A 24,461-nucleotide genomic window follows, 5' to 3' on the forward strand; every position below is an offset into this window, starting at 1 on the left:
TACGGCAAAAAAGTGGCTTCTCCTTCTGGATATCTTGCCGATGTCAGCTAGATGACAGGTTGTTGTGGTGGCTTTGGCTACTTCTTCTCCGTGGAGGCGGAGAATTGAAGCCTTGGGAGGCATTCCGCTCGTCATTCAGGACAACTGCGTCCGCTGGCCGGCCACCCTCCCGATTCACTTGAGAATAACAGGCGGTTCGCTCAGCCGCCCACGGAGGACACATCGTGAAGCACACGTTCATCGCAACCATTCTCGCAGCCGCCATCGCGCTGCCGGCCTATGCGGCCGACTACACCATCATCGCGCCGGCCGCTCCCGGCGGCGGGTGGGACCAGACGGCCCGTTCGCTGCAGGCTGCGCTGCAGCAGGAGAAGATCGCCGGCAACGTGCAGGTCCAGAACGTTCCCGGCGCCGGCGGCACCATCGGCCTTGCGCAGTTTGCCAGCCAGGCTGCCGGCAATCCGAATTCGCTGATCGTCGGCGGCTACGTCATGGTCGGCGCCATCCTCACCAACAAGTCGCCGGTGACGCTGAAGGACGTTACGCCGATCGCCCGTCTGACCGGCGAATATGAGGCCGTTGTCGTTCCCGCCTCGTCCGATATCAAGACGATGGCCGATCTGGTCGCGGCGCTGAAGAAGGATCCGGGTTCGGTTTCCTGGGGCGGCGGCTCGGCCGGCGGCACAGACCACATCACCGCAGGCCTGATCGCCAAGGCTTCCGGCGTCGACCCGACGAAGATCAACTATGTCGCCTTCTCCGGCGGCGGTGAAGCGCTGGCCGCCATTCTCGGCAACCAGGTCACAGCAGGCATTTCGAGCTACAGCGAGTTCGAATCGCAGGTAAAGGCAGGCATGCTCCGTCTCCTCGCCGTCTCCAGCGACAAGCGTATCGACGGCGTCGATGCCCCGACGCTGAAGGAAGCCGGCACAGACGTCAGCATCCAGAACTGGCGCATGGTCGCCGCAGCCCCCGGCCTGTCGGACGACGAGGTCGCCAAGATCACCGCCGATTTCGAGAAGCTGCACAGCTCCGCCACCTGGCAGGAGACCCTGAAGACCAAGGGCTGGGCCGACACCTATCTGTCCGGCGATGCCTTCAAGGCGCAGCTCGAAAAGGACGTCTCCGCCACCGAGGGCATTCTTAAAGAGATCGGACTTGTTCAATGAGCGAGGATAACACCTCCTCGGCAACCGAGCGCCGCCCTGATCGGGCGGCGTTCATCATTGCCGTTTTCCTCTTCGTCATCGCGGGTGTGATGGCCTGGGATGCAACGCATCTGAAAACGATTGCACAGTATGCCCGCATCGGTCCGGCAACCGTGCCGGAGGTGGTGGCGTTCGGGCTTTTCTGTCTTGGCGTCTGGACCGTCGCCGAGGCCTGGCGCGGCGAGTTCCCGGAGCGGGACAAGCAAGAAGTGGCGCCCGTCATCTGGATCGTCGCCGGTCTTGTCTGTCAAATGCTGCTTCTGCGCGTTGCCGGCTTCTCGATTGCGACCGGTATCCTGTTTGCGCTGACCGCACGCGGCTTCGGCAAACGCAGGCTCTGGATCTCGCTGCCGATCGGCATCGTTTTCAGCTTCGTCGTCTGGGCGATCTTCTCGCAGCTCCTACAGCTGACGCTGCCGGCCGGCCCGCTCGAACATCTGTTCTTCTGACCGCGCGGGACGCGCTGTCAGCTCTTTTGATTTTTCGCGGCGACCGATTGCGAAGGCACGGACGGAAGCGCCGCCTGGGACACCAAGATGAGCACATTCGAATTCCTATGGCAGGGTATCCTGGTTGCGATGCAGCCGATGAACCTGGTTTATGCGCTGGTCGGCGTGACGCTCGGCACTGCCGTCGGCGTCTTGCCCGGCATTGGCCCGGCGCTCACCGTGGCGCTGCTGTTGCCGGCCACCTACAAGCTCGATCCGGGCGGCTCGCTGATCATGTTCGCCGGCATCTATTACGGCGGCATGTATGGCGGTTCGACGACGTCGATCCTGCTCAATACGCCAGGTGAAAGCGCCTCGATCGTCACCGCGCTCGAGGGCAACAAGATGGCGCGCGCCGGGCGCGGCGGACCGGCGCTGGCGACGGCGGCGATCGGCTCCTTCGTCGCCGGGCTCATCGCAACGCTCGGGCTCGCCTTCATCGCGCCCTATATCGTTAAGCTGGCGCTGGTCTTCGGGCCGCGTGAATATTTCGCGCTGATGGTGCTCGCCTTCGTTACCGTCTCCTCCGCCTTCGGGGATTCGGCGCTGCGAGGCCTGACCGCGCTGTTCATCGGTTTCGCGCTTGCCATGGTCGGCATCGACCAGCAGACGGGGCAGGCGAGGCTTTCCTTCGGCATTCCCGACCTGCTCGACGGCGTCGAGGTGACGACGCTTGCCGTGGCGATGTTCGCTATCGGCGAGACGCTCTATATCGCAGCGCAGGGCAACCGGTCCGCGGAGCAGGTAGAGGCGGTCAAGGGTTCGCTCTGGATGAACGCGCAGGACTGGTCACGTTCGTGGAAGCCCTGGCTTCGCGGCACGCTGATCGGCTTCCCGATCGGCGCGATGCCGGCGGGCGGCGCTGAAATCGGCACGTTCCTGTCCTACTCGACCGAAAAGCGGCTGGCGAAGAACCCGGAAGAGTTCGGCCATGGCGCGATCGAAGGCGTGGCCGGACCGGAGGCGGCGAACAATGCGTCCGCCGCCGGCACGCTGGTGCCCCTCCTGACCCTCGGCCTGCCGACAACGGCGACGGCGGCAATCATGCTCGCCGGCTTCCAGCAATACGGATTGCAGCCGGGGCCGCTCCTGTTTGCCACCAATCCGCAGCTCGTCTGGGGGCTGATCGCCAGCCTGCTCATCGCCAATGCAATGCTGCTCGTCTTGAACCTGCCGATGATCGGGCTCTGGGTGCGGCTGCTGACCATTCCGAAGCCGTGGCTCTATGCCGGCATCCTGCTGTTTGCAACGCTCGGAACGATCGGCGCCAATCCTTCCGTGTTCGAGCTCGGCATGCTGCTGGCCTTCGGTCTGCTCGGCTATGTGATGCGGCTATTCGGCTATCCGATCGCCCCTGCTGTCGTCGGCCTTATCCTCGGGCCGCTGGCCGAGCAGCAGCTGCGCCGCGCGCTGGCAATCAGCCAGGGCGATGTGACGACGCTGGTGATGTCGCCGATCGCGGCAGGCCTGCTCATCGTTGCGGCGGCCGCTTTCCTGATCCCGCTGATCCTGCGCATCCGCGGTCGGGGCCAGGTGCTGTCGCAACTGGCGGCAAACGAAGATTAAAAGAAAAAGACAACCTTACCCCTGCCTGGAGGCCGGCCATGGAAACATGCGCCGGCCTCTTCTTTTTGCATGGCTGCGGTGATTTTCCCTGCATTGTCGATGCGCGCGCGCACTGCCATCTACGAGTGGTCACTCATAGAGCAAGAGGAACAGGACAATGTCCGCCATCCGCAATTCAGTCCAGACCGGCTTCCTGGGCCGCGCATTTGCTGCGCTGAGCGCTGCCAATGCCGTCAGCGCTGCTGTCGAAGCTGGCCGCCGTCCGCGCGCCCGCGACCTCAAGGAGCTTGGCATCGACCCGGCCTCCTTCGGTCGGGTCATCCGCTAAGCCGTTCAAGCCATGCAGGAATGAAACAGCCCGCAACCGGATGGTCGCGGGCTTTATCTTGTCTGAGCAATGGCCGCAACGCTGAGGCGCGTCGCGACCTTCAATTGTCTGCCACGTCAAGCGTGCAGTTCTTCCCGCCGGTCGGCGTGATCTTCCGCCCGCTCCCGCTTGTTGTGGCGGATCGACGACCAGAGTGACAGGCCGATCAGAGCCGCGCCGCCGAGGCCGGTGATCACTTCGGGAATGTGCACCAGGGTTTGCGCATACATGATCACCGCGAGGATCAGGATGGCGTAGAAGGCGCCATGTTCGAGATAGCGGTATTCGGCAAGCGTTCCCTTCTCCACCAGCATGATGGTCATCGAGCGCACGTACATGGCGCCGATGCCGAGGCCGATCGCGATGACGAAGAGATTCTGCGTCAAGGCGAAGGCGCCGATGACGCCGTCGAAGGAGAAGCTTGCATCCAGCACCTCCAGATAGATGAAGGCGCCGAGGCCGCCCTTGGCGGCAGCGCTCATCGTCTGCTGCGACGCATCGAGCAACTCGCCGACGACTTCGACCGCGAGGAAGGTGAGCAGGCCGTAGATGGCGCAATGGACGAAGACGCTGGCTTCCTCCCCGCCGATCAGCCAGGAGAAGACAAGCATCAGCGCCAGCACGAAGGCGATCTCGATGCCCCTGATGGTGGCCGAGCGCGCCATCACCTTTTCCAGGCCGCGAAGCCAATGGATCTTCTTCTCATGGTCGAAGAAATAGCTGAGGCCGACCATCATCAGGAACGTGCCGCCGAAGGCTGCGATCGGCAGATGCGCATCGTTCATAATGCGGGCATATTCCTCGGGTTCACGGGCGGCCAGCACCAGCGCATCCCAGGGGCCGATCCGTGCCGCGATCGCGACGATCGCCAGCGGGAAGACGATGCGCATGCCAAAGACGGCAATGACGATGCCCCAGGTGAGGAATCGTTTCTGCCAGACCGGCGTCATCTCCTTCAGCTTGTTGGCGTTGACGATGGCATTGTCGAAGGAGAGCGAGATCTCCAGCACCGCAAGCACGGCACAGATGAAGAAGACGGTCGCCATGCCGCCGATCGTGCCGGTCGTCTGCCAACCAAGCACGGCGCCGAGAACTAGGCCGAGAGCCGTGACGATAAAGGCCCAACGGAAATAGCCGAGCGAGGATTTATCGGTCTGGGACTGGTTCATGGCCGCACCTCGCAGCAAGGCTTGCTGGAGAGGGTAGAATTAGTGGAAAAACGCGGCATGCCACAACGGGCATGCTGACGAGGCATGGTGAGCTTTTTCATCGATGAAAAATCCGCCGGCTGAGTTGCAGGCGGTACCGACATCACGAGAGCGCCGTAAAAACTCTCGCCAGAGGGGCCCGGCACCAATGTTCCCCGTAGCCGATGTCTGGAAGGCTGCGGGATAGGCCTTAGGTAATCTACTTCCCAAACCAGTCAAGGCCAAACGCCCCACGGAAAACCGCATAATTTCGGGAACCATCCGTCCCCCCGCTCGTTAAACCCTGGTTGAGCTGAAAAGGATGCCGATGATGCACACTTCGACCCATATTCCCGACAAACGTACAGAGGCATCCGACCGCATGAAGCGGGCAAAGCCAAACCGCATGCAGAAGGCACAGGTGCTGCCGCCGCATCACGTCGACCTGACGTTGACCCCTGGCGTCTACCACGACATTCACGTGCCGGCACATGTGAGTGGTGGGGACCTCTCCAAGGGTGGTCCCGACATCAAAGGCCATGCGAAAACCAAGAAATAACGGCTATTCCGGAGGCCGCTTCGGCGTGCTGATGGTCGATTCGAAACAGGGTGAGAAACATATGACAATGAACTTTGTGCCCCGAGATATTGTTATTCGGCACGAAAATGAATGGCAGGCCATCCGCGAGGGGGCCGACAAGCGCATCGAGATCGGCAAACGCAAACAGCCGGTCGGTTCGCCCATCAGCGGCGCGGCATCGGCCGGGAAAAACGAGCCTTCGGCCGTCAATCCTGAATAAGCGGAAGACAGTTTTGCAGAGATAGGCGCCCGGCAATGCCGTGCGTTTCGCCGTCTATCAGCCTTTGTGCCAATCAACACGCCGTCAAAGATAACGGCTGACGCCAACCTTTCGGAAAGGATTGGCCAGCGATAATCCCGGCCTCACGGGATTCGGACAGATGGCCAAGACAGCGACACGCGGCCGCCGCAAGGCGCCGGCGAGAGGAAAGAGCAGAGCGCGCAGCAGCGGCGGATTGCTGCCCTGGGCGGTGATCGGCGTTGCAGCGATCGGCGGTATCGTCGCTCACGACAATTGGAAGAGCCTTCAGCCTATGCTTGAACGGCAGTCGGCGCCGATCGCACGGGAAATGGCGGAGCCGAGACCAGTCGGCAGGAAGGATGTGCCGCCGAAGCAGGTGGCGCTTGCCGCACCGACGCCGAGAGCCGCACAGCCGACGCTGCAGGCGCAGCCGCTGCCGCCGGCGGCAATCCCGACGCCTATCCAGCCGGTCAAGGCAGTGCCGGCCCCGGCCTCTCCCGGGGCTCAGCAGACGGCGACGGGCGCCTTCGGCTATTGCGGGCAGGGCGCGCACATCAATTGCGTCGGCGACGGCGGCGTCTTCTGGTACAAGGGCGAAAAGATCATCATTGCCGATATGGCAAGCCCGGTGGCCGACCAGGCGCGCTGTGATGACGAACGCAGGGTGGCCTTTGCCGCGAAGCTGCGCCTGCTGGCGCTTCTGAACGCCGGCCCCTTCACCATCGATGCGGCCGGAAAGACCGAGTCCTCAGGCGCGCCGCGGATCGTTTCGCGCGACGGGCGCTCTTTTGGCGTGCAACTGATCAAGGAAGGGCTGGCGCGCCAGCCGGGGGGCGGCGGCGCGTGGTGCGCCGCCTGAGCTATTTTCCTTTTTTCACCAGCTTGCCGCCGGTGCGGAAGCTGCCGGTGAAGGAGGAGTCCTTGCTTTCGGCGGTGCATTCGATCGCGATCGGCTCGCCGGCGTAGGGATTGCCGAAGGTGCAAAAGCCGGCGACCTTGACCTGGCCGGTCATCTTGTTGCCGACGCCCGTGGTGACGAGGCTCAACGGCAGGCGAGCATTGCCGTTGGAGGCTGGCTTGATGCCGCTGCCGTCGCCCTGGAAGCCGAGCGCCTTTCCATCTGAAGTGAAGATGAAGGTCACCGAACCGTTGGCCAGCGTGACGCTGGCAAGCTCGTTTTTGCAGCCCTTGGTGGCGTCGAACTTGGCGACGACCAGTCTGGCGCATTTGCCGGAAAGCGTAATGACGCCAGGAGCGCCGGGAAATGTCTCAGGCGGGGAGGCCGGCGCGGCGGAGGCCGGCAAGGCGAGGACGGCGGCAACAAAGCCGGCGGCAACAAGCGCGGATAACTTCATTTCGATCTCAAGTCCCATGTCCTGGCGAGGCGAATCACCGCTTCACTTTCGATTCGCCATGGCATTGCTCTGTGTCCGAAATTTGGTTCCGTCCAGCATAAAGATTCCGCCGGCCGCCGGGCCGGCCCGCCGAAGGGCGAGGCGAACATCGGTTGGGCTTGCCGCAAAAAGCCGGCAACGGGCATAATTTGCCGGACATCGGCAAGGTAGTGATGTGACGTGCGAGATTGTACTGTTAGAGTGTCCAACGTGCGTCCGGTAGGACGCACGGCGCTCCAATGGCGGCGCTGGTCGAGCGCCTGCCGTCTTGGACGCATGTCTGGTCAAGGGGAATGGGCCCAGGCAGGGAAGTCCAGGCCCATTCTTTCCCGATCGGAGGTCAGTCGGATCAGGAATTTATAGCTGCCGGTCTGGCCGGCAGCCTTGATTAGAACGCGCGCTGCAGGCGGAAGTAGCCCGAGGTTACGTCTTCAGCATTGTCCGGATCGAGATACTGAACCGAAACCTTTGCCGAGAGGTTGTCGACGATCTGGTAGTCGATCGTCACGCCGGCCTTCCAGGCGTCAACATCGTCGTTGAACTCGCCAGCCGTGACGCCGTAGTTGTTGTAGTACTGAACAGCCGGGGTGATCTTCAGCTTGTCAGTCGCCTTGATGGCGTATTCAGCAGCGATCGCCCATTCAGCCTTGTTGTAGTAGGCGTTCGGGTTGGATGCATAGACGACTGCGAGGCCGAGCGTGCCCGGGCCGACGGCAACCGTACCCATGGCGCGGACGGCGCCTTCTTCGTTGTCGGTATCGTAACCAGCCGTGATCTGGTAGCTGAAGGCACCGGCCTTGCCGCCAAGACCAACAGCAACGCCGACGTTGTTGGCGGTTTCGCCGTTGTAGAACGGGCTGTCTTCCAGTTCGTCAACGCTGATGCCAGCGTAGAAAGCGTCGGTTTCGTACTGATAACGCAGCGAGTTATGCAGCGTGACCGGAGAACCGATATCGTCGGTTTCGCCCGAGAGGCCATCGTCCCACCAGCTGTAGAACAGACCAGCGCGGAAGCCTGCGATGTCGAGGTACGCGGAGTCGAGCTGGGCCTTCTGGGCCGAAGCGTTGTCAGCATTGAACTGCATGACGATAACGCCGGTCAGCGGACCGTATTCGGTGTCGCTCTTGGCGGTGAACTGAACCTGGCCGCGCGTGCGGGCGTCCCAGTCCGAGTCGTTGGCAACAGAACCGCCGCCGCCGGCGCCAATCGAGCTGGCGTTCGGGGCAACGTCAACCTGGAAACGGATGTAGCCGTTGATCTTGAGGCAGGTTTCGGTGCCCGGAATATAGAAGTAGCCGGTGCCGTAAGCGTCGCAGACGCGGACGTATTCAACCGGTTCCGGCTCGGCAGCAACGATTGCGTCAGCCGCCCGAGCGCCGGATACTGCTGCGAGAGCAGCAGCGGAGCCGAGAAGAAGGCTCTTGATGTTCATGGAATAACCTCCAGTTCAGATGCGAGAGGCTGAAGACCGTTGCCATCGGCAGTCCCTACGTGTCTTCAACCCGTGTGAGCGAAGCGGCACCTTTTTGACCAGGTGCCTGCCTCGCCGCGGTAGTTACATGGGGGATGTTGCGCCGCAATAACGATATCGATCATGACAGCAGGCCGGCGCTGCTATGTTGCTGAAATAGCACGCGTTTTGTCACAAACTCGTCATCTGTTCGTCACAAAAATGAGGTTCCGGCCGGTTCGGCAACGAGGGGCTGAGCCGCCGGTGAGGGCATGCAATTGATGCTGGCGTGAGCATATCCTTATATGCGGGTAAGCTGCGGCCGCCATCTGCATGACTTTTTCACCGGTTGCTGCCGGTGAAGATGGAAGTGGGGGGACGGCTTGCAGGTTCGTTCGTGCAGCCCTTCGTGGTCGCAGGTGCCGTGGAAGCCGGCGAGGCGAGGGCAGAAAAACTGCGGCGCTGCCGGTCGAGATTTAATTCCTGCCCTTGATCCAACCCGTTTGCGAGAGGCGAATGCCCCATACGCCGGATCGGCAAAAATTCACATGGTTTTGTGACCGAATTTGGCTTGGCCACTCTCAGGAGGTGCATCCCTGTGGGGCAAGGACAGTGGTCAACCATCCATACCCTGCAAATCACTCCAGAATAGCTTCCTTGCGCGCCACATTGCCGCTCACATCGATGTCGCTGCCCAGCATCGCGCTGCCGGTCAGATCAACGCCGTAGTCCAGGAGGTTTTGCCGCGTCAGATGGAGCATCACCCGGCCAGCCTGCTCGACCGGCCTGCCTCGCAGGTGAGATACGACATATTCGGCAGTGACGGGGTAGCGTCCCTGGGGAAGGCTGACACCTTTTGCCAGCGAAATCTTGTCGCTGGACACCACGAGAGTTTTGCGTCGTTTAATGACCTGCGCCACGCTGAGAACTCCTATTGGCAGGTTTATCGAACCTGCGGGCCACCATGTAAAAAGGCCTCTCGATTTCTCGAAAGGCCTTTGCTTTTCAGCGAATTAGGATGGTGGGCGTGACAGGGATTGAACCTGTGACCCCTACGATGTCAACGTAGTGCTCTCCCGCTGAGCTACACGCCCATCCGATGGCGGCGCATAGATCACAAAACCTTCAGAGCCGTCAATAGGCTTTTTTCAGTTTTGTGACGCGCCGCCCGACAAGCCTTACGCGGCAAGCATTTTATTGACCTCGTCGACGAGGTCGCGCAGGTGGAAAGGCTTGGAAAGGACCTTGGCATCCTTCGGCGCCTTCGAATCGGGGTTCAGTGCGACGGCGGCAAAACCGGTGATGAACATGACCTTCAGATCGGGATCGAGTTCGGTGGCGCGGCGCGCCAGCTCGATGCCATCCATTTCGGGCATGACGATATCGGTCAGCAGGAGGGAAAACGGCTCCTCGCGCAGCCGGTCGTAGGCGCTGGCGCCATTGTCGTAAGAAAGGACCTTGTAGCCGGCCTTTTCGAGCGCTTTCACCAGGAAACGGCGCATATCATTGTCGTCTTCGGCGAGAAGTATCTTCTGAGTCATCAATCCAGACCGCTAATCAATAGGTTTTGGGTGGGCTGCCAGCCGTCTACACTAGTCTTTGCCCGGTAAACAACCGGTGAATTGCCTGTGCGTGATGGTCATCCCTTCTACATAGTATGGACTTGAGGGCGGGCAACTGGCAACATGAACGAAGCAGTCAGTTCATGACATGGTAAAGAGGGCCGAAAGTGCCGGAAATCCGCGAATACGAGCTTTTTGAGGTCCATGAGCCCGTGTCGCAGACCATTCCCTTCGTCTACAACTCTCCCCATAGCGGCCGAATTTATCCACCGGAATTCATCGCCCAATCGAGGCTGGAAGGCATAGCGATCCGCCGTTCGGAGGACCATTACGTCGACGAGCTGTTCGGCTCGGCGGTCGAACTGGGCGCGCCACTGCTCGCCGCCAATTTTCCGCGGGCCTATCTTGACGTCAATCGTGAGCCCTACGAGCTCGATCCCAGGATGTTCGACGGGCTGCTGCCGCCCTATGCCAACATCAATTCGCTGAGGGTCGCCGGCGGGCTCGGCACCATTCCGCGCATAGTTGCCGAGAACATGGAGATCTACGCACGGCGGCTGCCGGTGCAGGAGGGGCTCGATCGGGTTGAGGCGGTCTACAAACCTTATCATGCGGCGCTGCGCCGGCTGATTGCCCGCACTCATGTGCAGTTCGGCTTCGGCGTTCTGATCGACTGCCACTCGATGCCCGGCAATGTGCGGGTCGCGGGTTGCACCGAGCGGCCCGATTTCATCATCGGCGATCGCTACGGCACCAGCGCTTCGGCCGAACTTTCGCGCGCCGCCATCGCCATCCTCGAGGAAATGGGCTTCGCGGCGATCCGTAACAAGCCTTATGCCGGCGGCTTCATCACCGAGCATTACGGCCGTCCCTCGCGCGGTCTGCACGCGCTGCAGATCGAAGTGAACCGGGCGATCTACGTCGACGAGGTGACGCTGGAGAAGCGCGAGGATTTCGCCGCGGTGGCCGACGCGGTCGCGGCCTTCATGAGGCAGATGGCAGATTATGTCGAAAAATTCGCCGGCGATCGGGCGCTGGCCGCCGAGTAAATCTGCAATTTCCCGATTCTCCGCTTGCCTCCCCAGGCCAAAAAAAACCGCGCTTGTCAGCGCGGCTAAGTCTAGGGAGGAAACACCCAAGGAGGGTATTTACAGTCAGAAGACTGTAATGACGACGCTACTATTGCGTTGCACAAATGTCAAGCAATATATTGCACTGCGATATCTTTGGGCAATTCGCCTGAAGTTGCCCGCGTCGTTTGCATTCCCGCTCGTTTTCGCTATGAAAGCCCGTTCCCGCCAGCCAAACGGTGTCACCATGCTTCCTGACCGTTCATTCTTCAATCGTCTGGCGGAGGTCGCCCGCGCCGAGACGCTGCCCCGCTTCCGATCCGGCCTCGACGTCACGAACAAACTTTCTTCCGGCTTCGATCCGGTGACGGAAGGCGATCGGGCGGCCGAGCTCGCCATCCGGGCGCTGATCGAGGAGAATTTCCCCGACCACGGCATTCTCGGCGAGGAGCACGGCGATGTCGGGCTCGACCGGGACTATGTCTGGGTGATCGATCCGATCGACGGCACGCGCGCCTTCATATCGGGCGTGCCGGTTTGGGGAACGCTGATCGGTCTGCATAGGGAAGGCCGGGCGATCATGGGCATGATCGAGCAGCCCTTTACCGGCGAACGTTATTTCGCCGACGAGAACGGCTCGATTTATACCGGCCCGGAGGGTGAAAGGCGGCTGGTGACCCGCCAGTGCGAGGCGCTTTCGAGCGCCATTCTGTTCACGACCTCGCCACATCTCTTCGCCGGCGGGGAGATGGAGAAATACCGCGAGATCGAGGGTCAGGTGCGGCTCTTCCGCTATGGATGCGACTGCTATGCCTATGCGCTGCTTGCCGCCGGCCATATCGATCTCGTCATCGAAAACGGACTGAAACCCTATGACGTCGGCGGCATCATTCCCGTCATCGAGGGGGCGGGCGGCATCATCACCACCTGGGACGGCGGACGCCCTGAAAACGGCGGCTCGATCATCGCCGCCGGCAGCCGCCCGGTCTACGAGCAGGCAATCGCCATCCTGCAGCGCTGAACCCGGGCTCGGCAAAGCCGATGCCCCGGGTCGGCAAGGCCGATTTTGCTGGCGGCTCGGTTGATCCGGCTCAGGTGCCGAGGGCAGCGACATCATGGTTTTCCTCGGCATCACTGCCGGGAATGAAGGCGTGGAAGGCCGCCAGCGCCGCGGCACGATAGATATCCCGTTCCTGGAAGATCTCATGGCGGGCGCCGTTGATCGGCACCAGCTGGCCGGCGCGGAAATAACGCGAGAGCCGCTCCTGTGCCGTGTAGGGCACGACGCCGTCACGTGTCGGGGCGATGACGATGGTCGGGATGGTGATCGAGAAGAGGTGGTTGGGCGAGGTGACCCGGTCCATGGTCCGGAAGGCTTCGCTCAGCCAGCGGGCCGTCGGCGGCCCGAGCGTCAGTTCCGGATGGGCCTTCATCATCGCAACATTGCGCTCGAAGCGGGTTTCGTCCGAGGTCAACGGATTGTCGCGGAAATCCGGCTCCTTCAGCTTCGAGGTCAGCGGCATGAAGCCGAGGCCGGCGGCCGTCAGCGCGCCGGCGAGGGTGCGGATGACGCGGGGCGAGGCCGACTGGCCGGTCAGACCGATGAAGGGAGCCGATAGCACCATGCGGTCGATGCGGGTGGTGAGATAGGGGGCGGCCGACAGCGCGATCAGTCCGCCGGTGGAATGACCGAGCAGGTAGAAGGGCAGTCGGGTGTCCGGCAGCACTATCTTTTCGAGGAAGGTGTCGAGGTCGCGCTCGTAATCGGAAAAGCGGCGGATATGGCCGTGATTGCGGCGCTTCAGGAGCCGCGACGAACCGCCCTGACCACGCAGGTCGAAGGTCGCGACCCAGAGGCCCTTGCTTGTCAGGTCGCGGATCGTCTCGAAATATTTTTCGATATATTCGTTGCGGCCATGGATGACGACGACCGTGCCCTTGGCGACCTGGGCGCCAGAACGGAAAACGGCGTAACGCAGCCGGTGGCCGTCATGGGTTTCGAAGAACCCTTCGGTGCGGTTTTCCGGGGCAGGATTGTCGGGCGTCGAATAGAGAACCTGATCCATGACTTGCCAATGCGCCGCTGCTGAATGCTTCCCTATCAGGGATAGCGCATGGCGCCCGGCTTGGAAAGCGGGGGAAAAAGGGCCGGCGGGAGCGTGAGGGCGCTCGCGGCCGGCCCAAGTTTAGACTGAAGAAGAAGGGACGATGCACTTCAGCCATCGGGGCCAGTGTCACCCGACATCGTCATTTCTACGCAGGCATGTCTGAACGCCTACCGAACCGGTCGTTCACGCGCGGTTCACGGCCGGTCGAGGGGATTTCGAAAAGGTCTTGAACTCCCCGAATCGCATCACCATCTCCATCCTGCGGGTGCCAAAAGGGCCCGCGCAACCGTCCCGAGACCGCCAAGATGGGGTTTCAAGGGCATTTTATCGCAACACGTCGCTTCCCTAGGAGGACATCATGCGTCACGTAGACTTCTCTCCCCTTTATCGTTCGACGGTCGGTTTCGACCGGCTCTTCACCATGCTCGACAGCCTTGCTCAGCCGGAGCAGGCGCAGACCTATCCGCCCTATAATATCGAGCGCACCGGTGAAAATACCTATCGCATCACCATGGCGGTCGCCGGTTTCGACGAGACCGAGCTTTCGATCGAAGCTCATGCCCATGTGTTGGCCGTGAAGGGTGAAAAGAACGAGGAAACTGCTGAAGGCGGCGAATTCCTCTATCGCGGCATTGCCAAGCGCGCCTTCGAGCGCCGCTTCCAGCTTGCCGATCACGTCGAGGTGTCAGCCGCTTCGCTGAAGAATGGCCTGCTTCACATCGATCTTCTGCGCAACATTCCCGAGGCTATGAAGCCCCGCAAGATCACGATTGCCGCCGAGCCGGTCGAGGCTCCGAAGGCGATCGAGGCGCAGGTCATCAACGATTAACAGCTGTTCCTCAGGGACAATGGACGGCGCTCCGGCCGGGGCGCCGTTTTTTATTGCCGTTCATCTTATTGTTCAGGCCGGGCTGGCGGCATCCTTCATCTGCTGTTCCGTTACGCGCCGGGCTGCCGCTGCGGCATATTTCTGGGCGATGACGGCGCAGACCATCAGCTGAATCTGGTGGAAGAGCATCAGGGGAAGCACGATCGCACCAATCGATTGACCGGCGAAGATGACGTTTGCCATCGGCACGCCGCTTGCCAGGCTCTTCTTCGAGCCGCAGAAGGTGATGGTGATCTCGTCAGACTTGTCGAAGGCCAGCCAGCGGCTGCCGAACATCGTCAAAACAAGCACAAACGCCAGAAGCACGACGTCGGCGACGACGACAACGGCAATGTCGGCAATCGAGAAAGTGTGCCACAGTCCTTCGACGATCGCCGTCGAGAAGGCGAGATAGACCACCATCAGGATCGAACCGCGGTCGACCGGCATCAGAATCTTCTTCTTGGCGCGAATCCAGTCGCCGATCCAGGGCTGCAGGATCTGGCCAACGATAAAGGGGGCAAGCAGCTGCAGCAGGATCTGCTGAAGCGCGTCGAAGGAGAAGCCGCCATGGCCGCCGACGGAAAAGAGCAGACCGACCAGCAGTGGCGTCAGGAACATGCCGAAAATGTTCGAGGCCGAGGCCGAGCAGATCGCGGCGGGCACGTTGCCGCCGGCCATCGAGGTGAAGGCGATCGACGACTGCACCGTCGACGGCAGCACGCAGAGGAAGAGAATGCCGAGATAAAGCGGCCGTGGCAGGATCGCTTCGGGGATGAAGCCGAGCCCGAGCCCGAGCAGCGGGAAGATGCCGAAGGTCGTCAGCAGGATGATCAGATGCAGCCGCCAGTGCAGCAGACCAGCAATGACGACGTCACGGGAAAGGCGCGCGCCGTGCAGGAAAAACAAAGCCGCGATGGCAATATCGGTGGCGATGCCGAAATAATCCGCAAAACTGCCGCTCGCCGGAAACAGGGAGGCGAGGATGACGGTGCAGACGAGCAGGATCGTGAACGTATCTGGCAGAAAGCGGCGCATGACGGTCTCGCAGCAATAAGGCAACCATTGTTCTGTCCTCCATTATGATCCAGGATGCAAGAAATAACAGTTATCGAGATACTGGATTTTCTATGCTGGACCTCTCGCAGTTGCGCAGTTTCGTCGCCGTCGAACAGATGGGTAGCTTCACGCTTGCCGCGGAAAGGCTGGGCCTCGGGCAATCGACGGTCAGCCAGCATATTCAGCGGCTGGAGGCGGCGCTCGGACGCAAGCTGCTCGCGCGCGACACGCACAAGGTGATGCTCACCGGTGACGGCGAGGCGCTGCTTTCGCATGCGCGCGCCATGCTTTCGATCGAGGGGCAAGTGCAGGCGCTGTTCAAGAGCAACAGCCTGCGCGGCAGCCTCCGGCTCGGCGTGTCGGAGGATTTCGTCACCAGCCAGCTGCCGGCGGTGCTGGAGGATTTCGTTCGCTCGCATCCATCCGTCGACCTGGAACTGACGGTGGCGCTTTCAGGCATGCTTTATGAGATGCAGGACAATGGCGAAATCGATCTGGTGCTCGCCAAGCGCCGTCTTGGCGATGCGCGGGGGAAACTGGTCTACCGCGAGCCGCTCGTCTGGCTGGCGCGCGATCCTGAGCGAGTGCTCGCCTCCGGCCCATTGCCACTGATCGCTTTTCCACCGCCGAGCGTGACGCGGGCGATCGCCCTGGAAACACTTGGGAGCAATGGGGTGCCGTGGCGGATCGTCTGCACTTGCGGCAGCCTGAGCGGACTGACGGCGGCGGCGCGGGCCGGAATGGGGGTGCTGGTGCAGCCGCGCAGTATGGCTCCCTCCGGACTGAAAGAAATTGCTGCGGGAAAATTGCCGGTGCTCGAGGATGTGGAATTCGTATTGGTGCCGCGCAAGGGTGCGGATCAGGCGCTGGTCTCGGCACTCTCCGATGATATTCTGCAAAAGGTGAGGGGGCTGAGGTCGGCATGACATCGCCGTCACGGAGGAGCCGGCTGGAAATCCTTCCGGTCGGCGATCAGGCGGTCAGGCACCTCAGGAAACCATCCACGTCGGCCACTGTCGTCGCGAAGCTGGTGACGAGGCGGATCAGGGTTTCACTTTCGGAAACGAGTTCCGACGTTGCCGCAGGCACCGGCCATTCGTAGAATTTCGCGCCCTTTTCCTCTGCGGTTCTTGCAGCACTCTTGCTGATGACCGCAAAGACCTCGTTGGTCGCGGTCCTCCAGGCGAGGCGCCCGGCGCTACTGGCGGCAATACCGGCGCGCAGCCGGTCTGCCATGGCGTTCGAATGGCGGGCGAGATCGAGCCAGAGGCCATTTTCGAAATAGGCGTCGAACTGGGCGGCGATGAAACGCGACTTGGAGAAGAGCTGGGCGGCGCGCTTGCGGATGAAGGGCATTTCGCGCGCCCGCTCCGGATCGAAAAAGATGATCGCCTCCGCGCACCAGCAGCCGTTCTTGGTGCCGCCGAAGGACAGCATGTCGACGCCGCGCTTCCAGGTCATCTCCGCCGGGGTGGTATCGAGTGCGATCAGCGCATTTGTGAAGCGGGCGCCATCCATGTGGAGCGGCAGATTGCGCTTTCTCGATATGGCGGCGATCTCGCCGATCTCCGGCAGTGAATAGACGGTGCCGATCTCGGTCGACTGGGTGATGGTCACAGCGTTGGCGCGGCCATGACGGAGGGCGTCCTCGGGGAAGTGGGCGATTTTTGCCGAAAGCCTGGCCGGATCGATCTTGCCGGCTTCGCCGTCAACGGCCATGAGGCGAGCGGCGCCGGAGAAGAATTCCGGCGCGCCGCATTCATCTTCGATCACATGGGCTTCCGAATGGCAGAAGGTGATCCCGCCGGGGCGCTGGACGCTCGCCAGCGCCAGGGAGTTGGCGGCCGTGCCGGTGGCGACGAAGAAAACGGAAACCTCCCGTTCGAAGATCTCGCAGAAGCGGGCCTCGACCTTTTTATCGAGATCGCCGGCGCCATAGGCCGGAGCAAAACCGGCCGATTCCGCCAGCAGGCGTTCGGCAATGGATCGATGGGCGCCGGCCCAATTGTCGGATGCAAAGAACATAGCGTAGACCGGAGCGAAACAGGTTGGGGAGGTTCGCAGCGGACATTACGTCAATCCTTTACGGGATCAAGGCTAATGCCGATAATCCATCACGAAAATTGAACTGCGCAATCAATAAATAAAATGTCCCGCTCTGGCGTAATTTTATTTCGTGATTGCGACTGATTTGGTAATCTTCCTTCGCAAAATGACGATTTTTGGCGCGGCGCTCTTGCGAAGCCAAATGCTTTCTGGCATAGAGCAGGTGAATTAGGACAGTGTTGCTGTCCTATTTTGGCCATTGCGGCCGAAGAGGCGCCGAAAGCCCTGGAACAGGCGGGCTTTCACGCTATAGTTCTTCCGAGCGCCAAGCCCTAGGACGGCGGCGCACGGAGGCGAATGGCAGGCGCGGAACGCGACGGTTTGCTATCCCTAGAAGCAGATGTCTGCGGCGATCTTCACAATGCAACAGCGCTGTCATGCGCCGACCCTATCTTCGGGTTGCGGCGCATGACGAAAAGCCGCCCGCGGCCCGCGGGTTTCGACAGGAGGAAAGACGATGACGATGACGCCATCCATGGAATTTGACCGGTTTGCCGCTGCTGACACGCGCGCGACGGCCAATATGTCCAAATCCGCCTCCGGCCTGCCGAAGAAACAGGGCCTCTACGATCCCCGCAACGAGCATGATGCCTGCGGCGTCGGCTTTGTCGCGCATATGAAGGGCGAGAAGTCGCACCAGATCGTCAAGGACGGCTTGTTCATTCTTGAGAACCTGACGCATCGCGGCGCCGTCGGCGCCGATCCGCTGATGGGTGACGGCGCCGGCATCCTCGTGCAGATTCCCGACCGCTTCTTCCGTGAGGAGATGGCCGGGCAGGGGATCACCCTGCCGCCTGCCGGCGAATATGGCGTCGGCCATATCTTCATGCCGCGCGACGAAAAGCAGATCGAGCACTTCAAGAAGGTAATCAAGGACGTCATCGTCGAAGAAGGTCAGGTCTTCATCGGTTTCCGCGACGTGCCGGTCGACAATTCCTCGCTCTCCAAGGCGCCTGATATTGCCGCGACCGAGCCGCATCACGTGCAGGTCTTCATCGGCGCCGGCGAGGATGCCGAGAACAACGACGAATTCGAGCGACGGCTGTTCACCCTGCGAAAGGTGATTTCCAACCGTATCTATGACGAGTTCGAGGGCGAGGAGAGCAATTTCTACCCCGTTTCCCTGTCGTCGACGACGGTGGTCTACAAGGGCATGTTCCTGGCCTATCAGGTCGGCGCCTATTATAAGGACCTGTCGGACCCGCGTTTCGAAAGCGCGGTCGCCCTCGTGCATCAACGTTTCTCGACCAACACCTTCCCGTCGTGGAAACTCGCGCACCCCTATCGCATGGTCGCCCATAACGGCGAGATCAACACGCTGCGCGGCAACGTCAACTGGATGGCGGCGCGGCAGGCCTCGGTCTCTTCGCCGCTGTTCGGCGAGGACATCTCCAAGCTCTGGCCGATTTCCTACGAGGGGCAGTCGGACACGGCCTGTTTCGACAATGCGCTGGAATTCCTGGTGCGCGGCGGCTACTCGCTGGCGCATGCCGTGATGATGCTGATCCCGGAAGCCTGGGCCGGCAACCAGTCGATGGCGGCCGAACGCAAGGCCTTCTACGAATATCATGCCGCACTGATGGAGCCGTGGGACGGGCCGGCTGCGGTCGCCTTCACCGACGGCAGGCAGATCGGCGCGACGCTCGACCGCAACGGCCTCAGGCCGGCGCGCTACCTCGTCACCGACGACGATCGCGTCATTATGGCGTCTGAGGCCGGCGTGCTGCCGGTTCCGGAAGAAAAGATCATCCAGAAGTGGCGCCTGCAGCCGGGCAAGATGCTGCTGATCGACATGGAGGAAGGCCGTATCATCTCCGATGACGAGGTGAAGTCGCAGCTTGCGACGGCGCATCCCTATCGCAGCTGGCTCGACCGCACCCAGCTCATCCTCGAAGAGCTGAAGCCGGTGGAGCCGCGGGCGCTGCGCCGCGACGTATCGTTGCTCGATCGCCAGCAGGCCTTTGGCTACACGACCGAGGACACCAAGATCCTGATGTCGCCGATGGCGACGACCGGTCAGGAAGCGATCGGTTCGATGGGCACCGATACGCCGATCTCGGCGATGTCGGAAAAGCCGAAGCTGCTCTACACCTATTTCAAGCAGAACTTCGCGCAGGTGACGAACCCGCCGATCGATCCGATCCGCGAAGAGCTCGTCATGAGCCTCGTCTCGTTCATCGGTCCGCGTCCGAACATTCTTGACCATGAGGGCATGGCGAATGCCAAGCGCCTCGAAGTGCGTCAGCCGATCCTGACCAATGGCGATCTCGAAAAGATCCGCTCGATCGGCCATACGGAAGACCGGTTCGACACCAAGACGCTCGATTTCACTTATGATATCGAGCGTGGCGCTGCCGGCATGCCCGAAATGCTCGACCGACTCTGCGAGCGCGCCGAGGCAGCCGTCAAGGGCGGCTACAACATCATCGTGCTCTCCGACCGGCAGATCGGACCCGACCGCATCGCCATTCCGGCGCTGCTGGCTACGGCCGCCGTCCATCATCATCTGATCCGCAAGGGGCTTCGCACCTCGGTCGGCCTCGTCGTCGAGACCGGTGAGCCGCGCGAAGTGCATCATTTCTGCCTGCTCGCCGGCTACGGCGCCGAGGCGATCAACCCCTATCTCGCCTTCGACACGCTGCTCGACATGCATGCCAAGGGCGAGTTCCCCAAGGAAGTCGATGCCTCGGAAGTCGTCTACCGTTACATAAAGGCGGTCGGCAAAGGCATTCTCAAGGTCATGTCGAAGATGGGCATTTCGACCTATCAGTCCTATTGCGGCGCGCAGATCTTCGATGCGATCGGCCTGTCGTCGGAACTGGTCGACAAGTATTTCTTCGGAACCGCGACGATGATCGAAGGTATCGGCCTCGAAGCAATCGCCGAAGAGACCGTCGCCCGCCACAACGCCGCCTTCGGCAAGGATCCGCTGCTTGCGACGACGCTCGATATCGGTGGCGAATACGCCTACCGGATGCGCGGCGAAAGCCATGCCTGGACGCCGGATGCGGTTGCCGCTCTTCAGCACGCCGTGCGCGGCAATGCCGAGGATCGTTACCGCGAATTCGCCGAGATGGTGAACAATTCGGCGCTACGCATGAACACGATCCGCGGGCTCTTCAAGATCAAGAGCGCCGAGGCGCTCGGCCGCAAGCCGGTATCGATCGACGAGGTCGAGCCGGCCGCCGATATCGTCAGGCGTTTCTCGACGGGGGCAATGTCCTTCGGCTCGATCTCCCGTGAGGCGCATACGACACTGGCGATCGCCATGAACCGGATCGGCGGCAAGTCGAACACCGGCGAGGGCGGCGAGGAGTCCGACCGCTACATGCCGCTCTCCGACGGTTCGATGAACCCGGAGCGTTCGGCGATCAAGCAGATCGCCTCGGGCCGTTTCGGCGTCACCACCGAATATCTGGTCAATGCCGACGTGTTGCAAATCAAGGTGGCGCAGGGCGCCAAGCCCGGCGAAGGCGGCCAGTTGCCCGGCCACAAGGTTGACGCGACCGTTGCCAAGACCCGCCACTCGACTCCGGGTGTCGGCCTGATCTCGCCGCCGCCGCACCACGACATCTATTCGATCGAGGATCTGGCGCAGCTGATCTACGACCTGAAGAACGTCAACCCGACCTCCGACGTTTCGGTCAAGCTCGTCTCCGAAGTCGGCGTCGGCACGGTTGCCGCCGGTGTCGCGAAGGCGCGCGCCGACCATATCACCGTCGCCGGCTTCGACGGCGGCACGGGTGCGTCGCCGCTGACCTCGCTCAAGCATGCCGGCAGCCCCTGGGAAATCGGTCTTGCCGAAACCCAGCAGACGCTGGTGCTGAACGGCCTGCGTTCGCGCGTCGCGCTGCAGGTGGACGGCGGCCTCAAGACCGGCCGCGACGTTATCATTGGAGCGCTCCTCGGCGCCGACGAGTTCGGTTTCGCCACCGCGCCGCTGATTGCCGCCGGCTGCATCATGATGCGCAAGTGCCATCTCAACACCTGTCCGGTCGGTGTGGCGACACAGGATCCGGTGCTGCGCAAGCGCTTCAAGGGCACGCCGGAGCATGTCATCAACTACTTCTTCTTCGTTGCCAACGAAGTGCGCGAAATCCTCGCCTCGCTCGGCTTTACCCGGCTTGACGACATCATCGGCGCTTCGGAGCTCCTGGAGAAAGACGAGATGCTGGCGCATTGGAAGGCCAAGGGTCTCGACTTCAGCCGCATCTTCCACAAGGTCGATGCCGCCAAGGAAGAAACCTTCTGGACGAGCCGGCAGCAGCACCCGATCGATGACATTCTCGACCGCGTGCTGATCGAGCAGGCGCAGCCGGCGCTGACGGACAAGACGCCCGTTGCCTTCGAGGTCGACATCAAGAACGTCGACCGTTCGGCCGGCGCGATGCTCTCCGGCGAGGTCGCCAAGCGTTACCGGCATCGCGGGCTAAAGGAAGATACGATCAACGTGACGCTTCGCGGCACGGCAGGCCAGAGCTTCGGTGCCTTCCTGGCGCGCGGGGTCACCTTCAACCTGATCGGCGACGGCAACGACTATGTCGGCAAGGGACTTTCGGGCGGCAAGATCATCATCAGGCCGCCGGAAAACTCTCAGATCGTCGCCGAAGACTCGATCATCGTCGGCAACACCGTGCTTTACGGCGCCACCGAGGGCGAATGCTATTTCCGCGGCGTGGCGGGCGAACGTTTCGCCGTCCGCAACTCGGGTGCGATCGCCATCGTCGAGGGCGTGGGCGACCATGGCTGCGAATATATGACCGGCGGTGTCGTCGTCGTGCTCGGCGCCACCGGCCGCAACTTTGCGGCGGGCATGTCGGGCGGCGTTGCCTATGTGCTCGATGAAGCCGGCGATTTCGCCAGCCGCTGCAACATGGCGATGGTCGAGCTGGAGCCGGTGCCGGAAGAGGACGACATGCTGGAGAAGCTGCATCATCACGGCGGCGATCTCATGCACAAGGGACGCGTCGACGTCTCGGGTGACATGACCCGCCATGACGAGGAGCGCCTCTACCAGCTGATCTCCAACCATCTGCACTATACGGGCTCCACCCGCGCCAAGCAGATCCTTGATCACTGGGCCGACTACCGTCCGAAGTTCCGCAAAGTCATGCCGGTCGAGTACCGCCGTGCGCTCGAGGAAATGGAACGCAGCCGGATGGGCATCGCCGCGGAGTGATTGCACCGGGATATTCGCCACGTGCTGATTGCGGGTGGCGGATATCGGAAACGTCTCGATGATCCGTGACGATCATGCCGACGGCCGACGGCCATCGAGATCGCCCGGAAGTTTCAGGGGATATGTTCCAATGACGGTCAAGAGAAGCAACCCGCCCGGATTGCCGGGACTGACGACAGAGATTTGGCCGCGGATGAGGCGGTCATGAGGGTAAGGGACGAAGAGATGGGTAAGGTAACAGGGTTTCTGGAAATCGACCGGCAGGTGGCGAAGTACCAGCCGGCGTCGGATCGTATCCGCCATTTCCGCGAATTCACGATCCCGATGTCGGATCCGGAAGTGCAGAAACAGGCTGCGCGCTGCATGGACTGTGGCATCCCCTATTGCCACGGCCCCACCGGCTGCCCTGTGCACAACCAGATTCCCGACTGGAACGACCTCGTCTACAACAACAACTGGGAAGCAGCGATCCAGAACCTGCATTCGACCAACAACTTCCCGGAGTTCACCGGCCGCGTCTGCCCCGCCCCCTGCGAGGAAGCCTGCACTTTGAATCTCGAAGATGCGCCGGTTGCCATCAAGACGGTCGAGCAGGCGATTGCCGACAAGGCCTATGAGCTCGGCTTCATCCGGCCGCAGCCGGCCACCGTCCATACCGGCAAGAAGGTCGCCGTCATCGGTTCGGGTCCCGCCGGCATGGCGGCCGCCCAGCAGCTCGGCCGCGCCGGTCACGAGGTGCATGTCTATGAACGTGAGACCAAGCCCGGCGGCTTGCTGCGCTACGGCATTCCGGACTTCAAGATGGAGAAGAACTTCATCGATCGCCGCGTCGAGCAGATGAAGGGCGAGGGCGTCACCTTTCATTGCGGCGTCAATGTCGGTGTCGACGTCAAGGTCGAGCAGCTGCTCGCCGATCACGACGCCGTCCTTTACTGCGGCGGCTCCGAGACGCCGCGTGAGGCGGGCATTCCGGGCATTGACCTTGCCGGCGTGCATGATGCCATGCCCTATCTGGTGCAGCAGAACCGCCGCGTCGGGCGCGAGAACATTGACAGCGTCGGCTGGCCGTCGGATCCAATTCTTGCCGGCGCCAAACATGTCGTCGTCGTCGGCGGCGGCGATACGGCGTCGGACTGTGTCGGCACAGCCTTCCGCCAGGGGGCCGTCAAGGTCACCCAGCTCGACATCCGGCCGCAGCCGCCCGAGAAGGAAGACAAGCTCGCTGTCTGGCCCTTCTGGGCGACGAAGATGCGCACGTCTTCCTCGCAGGCCGAGGGCGCCGTGCGCGAATTCCAGGTTGCGACGCTCGAATTCATCGGCGAAGACGGCGTGCTGACCGGCGTCAAGTGCTGCGAGGTCGACGAGCGCCGGCGGCCGGTCGCAGGCACGGAATTCGTCATTCGCGCCGATCTCGCCTTCATCGCCATCGGTTTCCGCGGCCCGTTCACGACAAGCGTGCTGAAGGAGCTCGAAGGCAAGCTGACGCTCAACACCGACAAGCGCGGCTCGACCAACGTCGTCGCCAACGACCGCGACTACAAGACCTCGGTCGACAAGCTCTGGACGGCGGGCGACGTGCGCCGCGGCCAGTCGCTGGTGGTCTGGGCGATCCGCGAAGGCCGCCAGGCAGCGCGCGCCATCGACGAGGCGTTGATGGGCTCGACCGTCCTGCCGAACTGATCCCATCTCATAGAGGCTGACGAAGACACGAACTCCGCCTTTCCGGCGGAGTCAGATTGCTGACAAACCCCTGGCGAGAGCTGGGGGTTTGTGATTCACTGGGACATGTTGAAGAAACCCAGCCCTGAACAGACAGCTCTCGAGATGGTGACGCTCGATAGTCTGGTGCCAAAGGATCACCTGCTTCGCAAGATCGAGGCGGTGATTGACTTCTCCTTCATCCACGACCGCGTTGCGGGATTGTATTGCGCCGACAACGGCCGACCACCGCTCGATCCAACCTTGATGTTCAAGGCGTTGTTCATCGGCTACCTGTTCGGCATCCGCTCCGAGCGGCAGTTGGTGCGC

The 24,461-nt window shown here is 61.9% G+C and carries 22 protein-coding genes and 1 tRNA gene; 14 read left to right on the plus strand and 9 right to left on the minus strand.

Annotated features, from left to right (window positions below):
- Positions 1 to 224 precede the first annotated feature (224 nt).
- The 4 genes from B5E41_RS23250 (at position 225) to B5E41_RS31860 (ending at position 3,590) form a co-directional block, all read left to right on the plus strand.
- Positions 225 to 1,169, plus strand: a complete 945-nt coding sequence (locus tag B5E41_RS23250) for a Bug family tripartite tricarboxylate transporter substrate binding protein (RefSeq protein ID WP_088396232.1) — start codon at positions 225 to 227, stop codon at positions 1,167 to 1,169.
- Positions 1,166 to 1,657 (plus strand): tripartite tricarboxylate transporter TctB family protein, encoded by a 492-nt coding sequence (locus tag B5E41_RS23255; RefSeq protein ID WP_088396233.1) that lies wholly within the window; start codon positions 1,166 to 1,168, stop codon positions 1,655 to 1,657. Before B5E41_RS23250 ends, B5E41_RS23255 begins: the two co-directional genes overlap by 4 nt.
- 87 nt (positions 1,658 to 1,744) lie before the next feature.
- Positions 1,745 to 3,262: a tripartite tricarboxylate transporter permease gene (locus B5E41_RS23260; RefSeq protein WP_088396234.1), complete on the plus strand. Its 1,518-nt coding sequence runs from the start codon at positions 1,745 to 1,747 to the stop codon at positions 3,260 to 3,262.
- 157 nt (positions 3,263 to 3,419) lie between these two features.
- Positions 3,420 to 3,590 (plus strand): hypothetical protein, encoded by a 171-nt coding sequence (locus tag B5E41_RS31860; protein WP_088396235.1) that lies wholly within the window; start codon positions 3,420 to 3,422, stop codon positions 3,588 to 3,590.
- A 116-nt stretch (positions 3,591 to 3,706) separates the two neighbouring features.
- Here the strand turns inward: B5E41_RS31860 and B5E41_RS23270 are convergent, their stop codons facing one another.
- The gene (locus B5E41_RS23270; RefSeq protein ID WP_088396236.1) at positions 3,707 to 4,798 is read right to left on the minus strand and encodes a DUF475 domain-containing protein; all 1,092 of its coding nucleotides are present in this window, start codon (positions 4,796 to 4,798) and stop codon (positions 3,707 to 3,709) included.
- Between the two features lie 346 nt (positions 4,799 to 5,144).
- Between B5E41_RS23270 and B5E41_RS23275 the strand changes: the two genes are divergently transcribed.
- From B5E41_RS23275 to B5E41_RS23285, 3 genes are all read left to right on the plus strand, one after another.
- Entirely contained in the window at positions 5,145 to 5,375 is a 231-nt protein-coding gene (locus B5E41_RS23275; protein WP_088396252.1) for a hypothetical protein, read from the plus strand.
- Positions 5,376 to 5,436: 61 nt separating this feature from the next.
- Positions 5,437 to 5,616, plus strand: coding sequence for a hypothetical protein (locus tag B5E41_RS23280; RefSeq protein ID WP_088396253.1), 180 nt, complete (start codon positions 5,437 to 5,439; stop codon positions 5,614 to 5,616).
- 160 nt (positions 5,617 to 5,776) lie between these two features.
- On the plus strand, positions 5,777 to 6,496 hold the full coding sequence (locus B5E41_RS23285) for a hypothetical protein (protein ID WP_088396254.1): 720 nt from the start codon (positions 5,777 to 5,779) through the stop codon (positions 6,494 to 6,496).
- Between the two features lies 1 nt (position 6,497).
- Here B5E41_RS23285 and B5E41_RS23290 read toward each other — a convergent pair whose 3' ends face one another.
- The 5 genes from B5E41_RS23290 to cpdR1 all read right to left on the minus strand — a co-directional run bounded on the left by B5E41_RS23290 (position 6,498) and on the right by cpdR1 (position 10,022).
- Positions 6,498 to 6,992 carry a hypothetical protein gene (locus tag B5E41_RS23290; protein ID WP_088396255.1) on the minus strand — a complete coding sequence of 165 codons (495 nt, stop codon included), beginning with the start codon at positions 6,990 to 6,992 and terminating at the stop codon, positions 6,498 to 6,500.
- Between the two features lie 427 nt (positions 6,993 to 7,419).
- Entirely contained in the window at positions 7,420 to 8,463 is a 1,044-nt protein-coding gene (locus B5E41_RS23295) for a porin (protein ID WP_088396237.1), read from the minus strand.
- Between the two features lie 656 nt (positions 8,464 to 9,119).
- A complete protein-coding gene (locus B5E41_RS23300; protein ID WP_245303135.1) occupies positions 9,120 to 9,401 on the minus strand; it encodes a hypothetical protein in 282 nt (93 codons plus the stop codon).
- 99 nt (positions 9,402 to 9,500) lie between these two features.
- Positions 9,501 to 9,575, minus strand: a tRNA-Val gene (locus tag B5E41_RS23305).
- A gap of 84 nt (positions 9,576 to 9,659) precedes the next feature.
- Positions 9,660 to 10,022 carry a response regulator CpdR1 gene (gene cpdR1, locus B5E41_RS23310; protein ID WP_003542883.1) on the minus strand — a complete coding sequence of 121 codons (363 nt, stop codon included), beginning with the start codon at positions 10,020 to 10,022 and terminating at the stop codon, positions 9,660 to 9,662.
- 188 nt (positions 10,023 to 10,210) lie between these two features.
- Here cpdR1 and B5E41_RS23315 point away from each other — a divergent pair, with 188 nt between their 5' ends.
- Positions 10,211 to 11,092, plus strand: coding sequence for an N-formylglutamate amidohydrolase (locus tag B5E41_RS23315; RefSeq protein WP_088396239.1), 882 nt, complete (start codon positions 10,211 to 10,213; stop codon positions 11,090 to 11,092).
- A gap of 268 nt (positions 11,093 to 11,360) precedes the next feature.
- Complete coding sequence (gene hisN, locus B5E41_RS23320) at positions 11,361 to 12,134, plus strand: histidinol-phosphatase (RefSeq protein WP_088396256.1); 774 nt, start codon at positions 11,361 to 11,363, stop codon at positions 12,132 to 12,134.
- A gap of 70 nt (positions 12,135 to 12,204) precedes the next feature.
- Here hisN and B5E41_RS23325 read toward each other — a convergent pair whose 3' ends face one another.
- Positions 12,205 to 13,179, minus strand: a complete 975-nt coding sequence (locus B5E41_RS23325) for an alpha/beta fold hydrolase (RefSeq protein ID WP_088396240.1) — start codon at positions 13,177 to 13,179, stop codon at positions 12,205 to 12,207.
- Positions 13,180 to 13,579: 400 nt separating this feature from the next.
- On the opposite strand from B5E41_RS23325, the gene B5E41_RS23330 reads away from it, so the two are divergent.
- Positions 13,580 to 14,050 (plus strand): Hsp20 family protein, encoded by a 471-nt coding sequence (locus B5E41_RS23330; RefSeq protein WP_088396241.1) that lies wholly within the window; start codon positions 13,580 to 13,582, stop codon positions 14,048 to 14,050.
- Positions 14,051 to 14,122: 72 nt separating this feature from the next.
- On the opposite strand, the gene B5E41_RS23335 is transcribed toward B5E41_RS23330, so the two are convergent.
- Entirely contained in the window at positions 14,123 to 15,127 is a 1,005-nt protein-coding gene (locus B5E41_RS23335; protein ID WP_088396242.1) for a bile acid:sodium symporter family protein, read from the minus strand.
- A gap of 92 nt (positions 15,128 to 15,219) precedes the next feature.
- Between B5E41_RS23335 and B5E41_RS23340 the strand changes: the two genes are divergently transcribed.
- Positions 15,220 to 16,074, plus strand: a complete 855-nt coding sequence (locus B5E41_RS23340; protein ID WP_088396243.1) for a LysR substrate-binding domain-containing protein — start codon at positions 15,220 to 15,222, stop codon at positions 16,072 to 16,074.
- 46 nt (positions 16,075 to 16,120) lie between these two features.
- On the opposite strand, the gene B5E41_RS23345 is transcribed toward B5E41_RS23340, so the two are convergent.
- Positions 16,121 to 17,173 carry a threonine aldolase family protein gene (locus B5E41_RS23345; protein ID WP_088396244.1) on the minus strand — a complete coding sequence of 351 codons (1,053 nt, stop codon included), beginning with the start codon at positions 17,171 to 17,173 and terminating at the stop codon, positions 16,121 to 16,123.
- A 538-nt stretch (positions 17,174 to 17,711) separates the two neighbouring features.
- Between B5E41_RS23345 and gltB the strand changes: the two genes are divergently transcribed.
- The 3 genes from gltB to B5E41_RS23360 form a co-directional block, all read left to right on the plus strand.
- Entirely contained in the window at positions 17,712 to 22,433 is a 4,722-nt protein-coding gene (gene gltB, locus B5E41_RS23350; protein WP_088396245.1) for a glutamate synthase large subunit, read from the plus strand.
- Positions 22,434 to 22,658: 225 nt separating this feature from the next.
- The gene (locus B5E41_RS23355) at positions 22,659 to 24,113 is read left to right on the plus strand and encodes a glutamate synthase subunit beta (protein WP_004677801.1); all 1,455 of its coding nucleotides are present in this window, start codon (positions 22,659 to 22,661) and stop codon (positions 24,111 to 24,113) included.
- 105 nt (positions 24,114 to 24,218) lie between these two features.
- A partial coding sequence (locus tag B5E41_RS23360) for a transposase (RefSeq protein ID WP_176439322.1) occupies positions 24,219 to 24,461 on the plus strand: 243 nt, incomplete at its 3' end.

It is taken from the genome of Rhizobium esperanzae, from assembly GCF_002204185.1.
Lineage (GTDB): Bacteria > Pseudomonadota > Alphaproteobacteria > Rhizobiales > Rhizobiaceae > Rhizobium > Rhizobium esperanzae.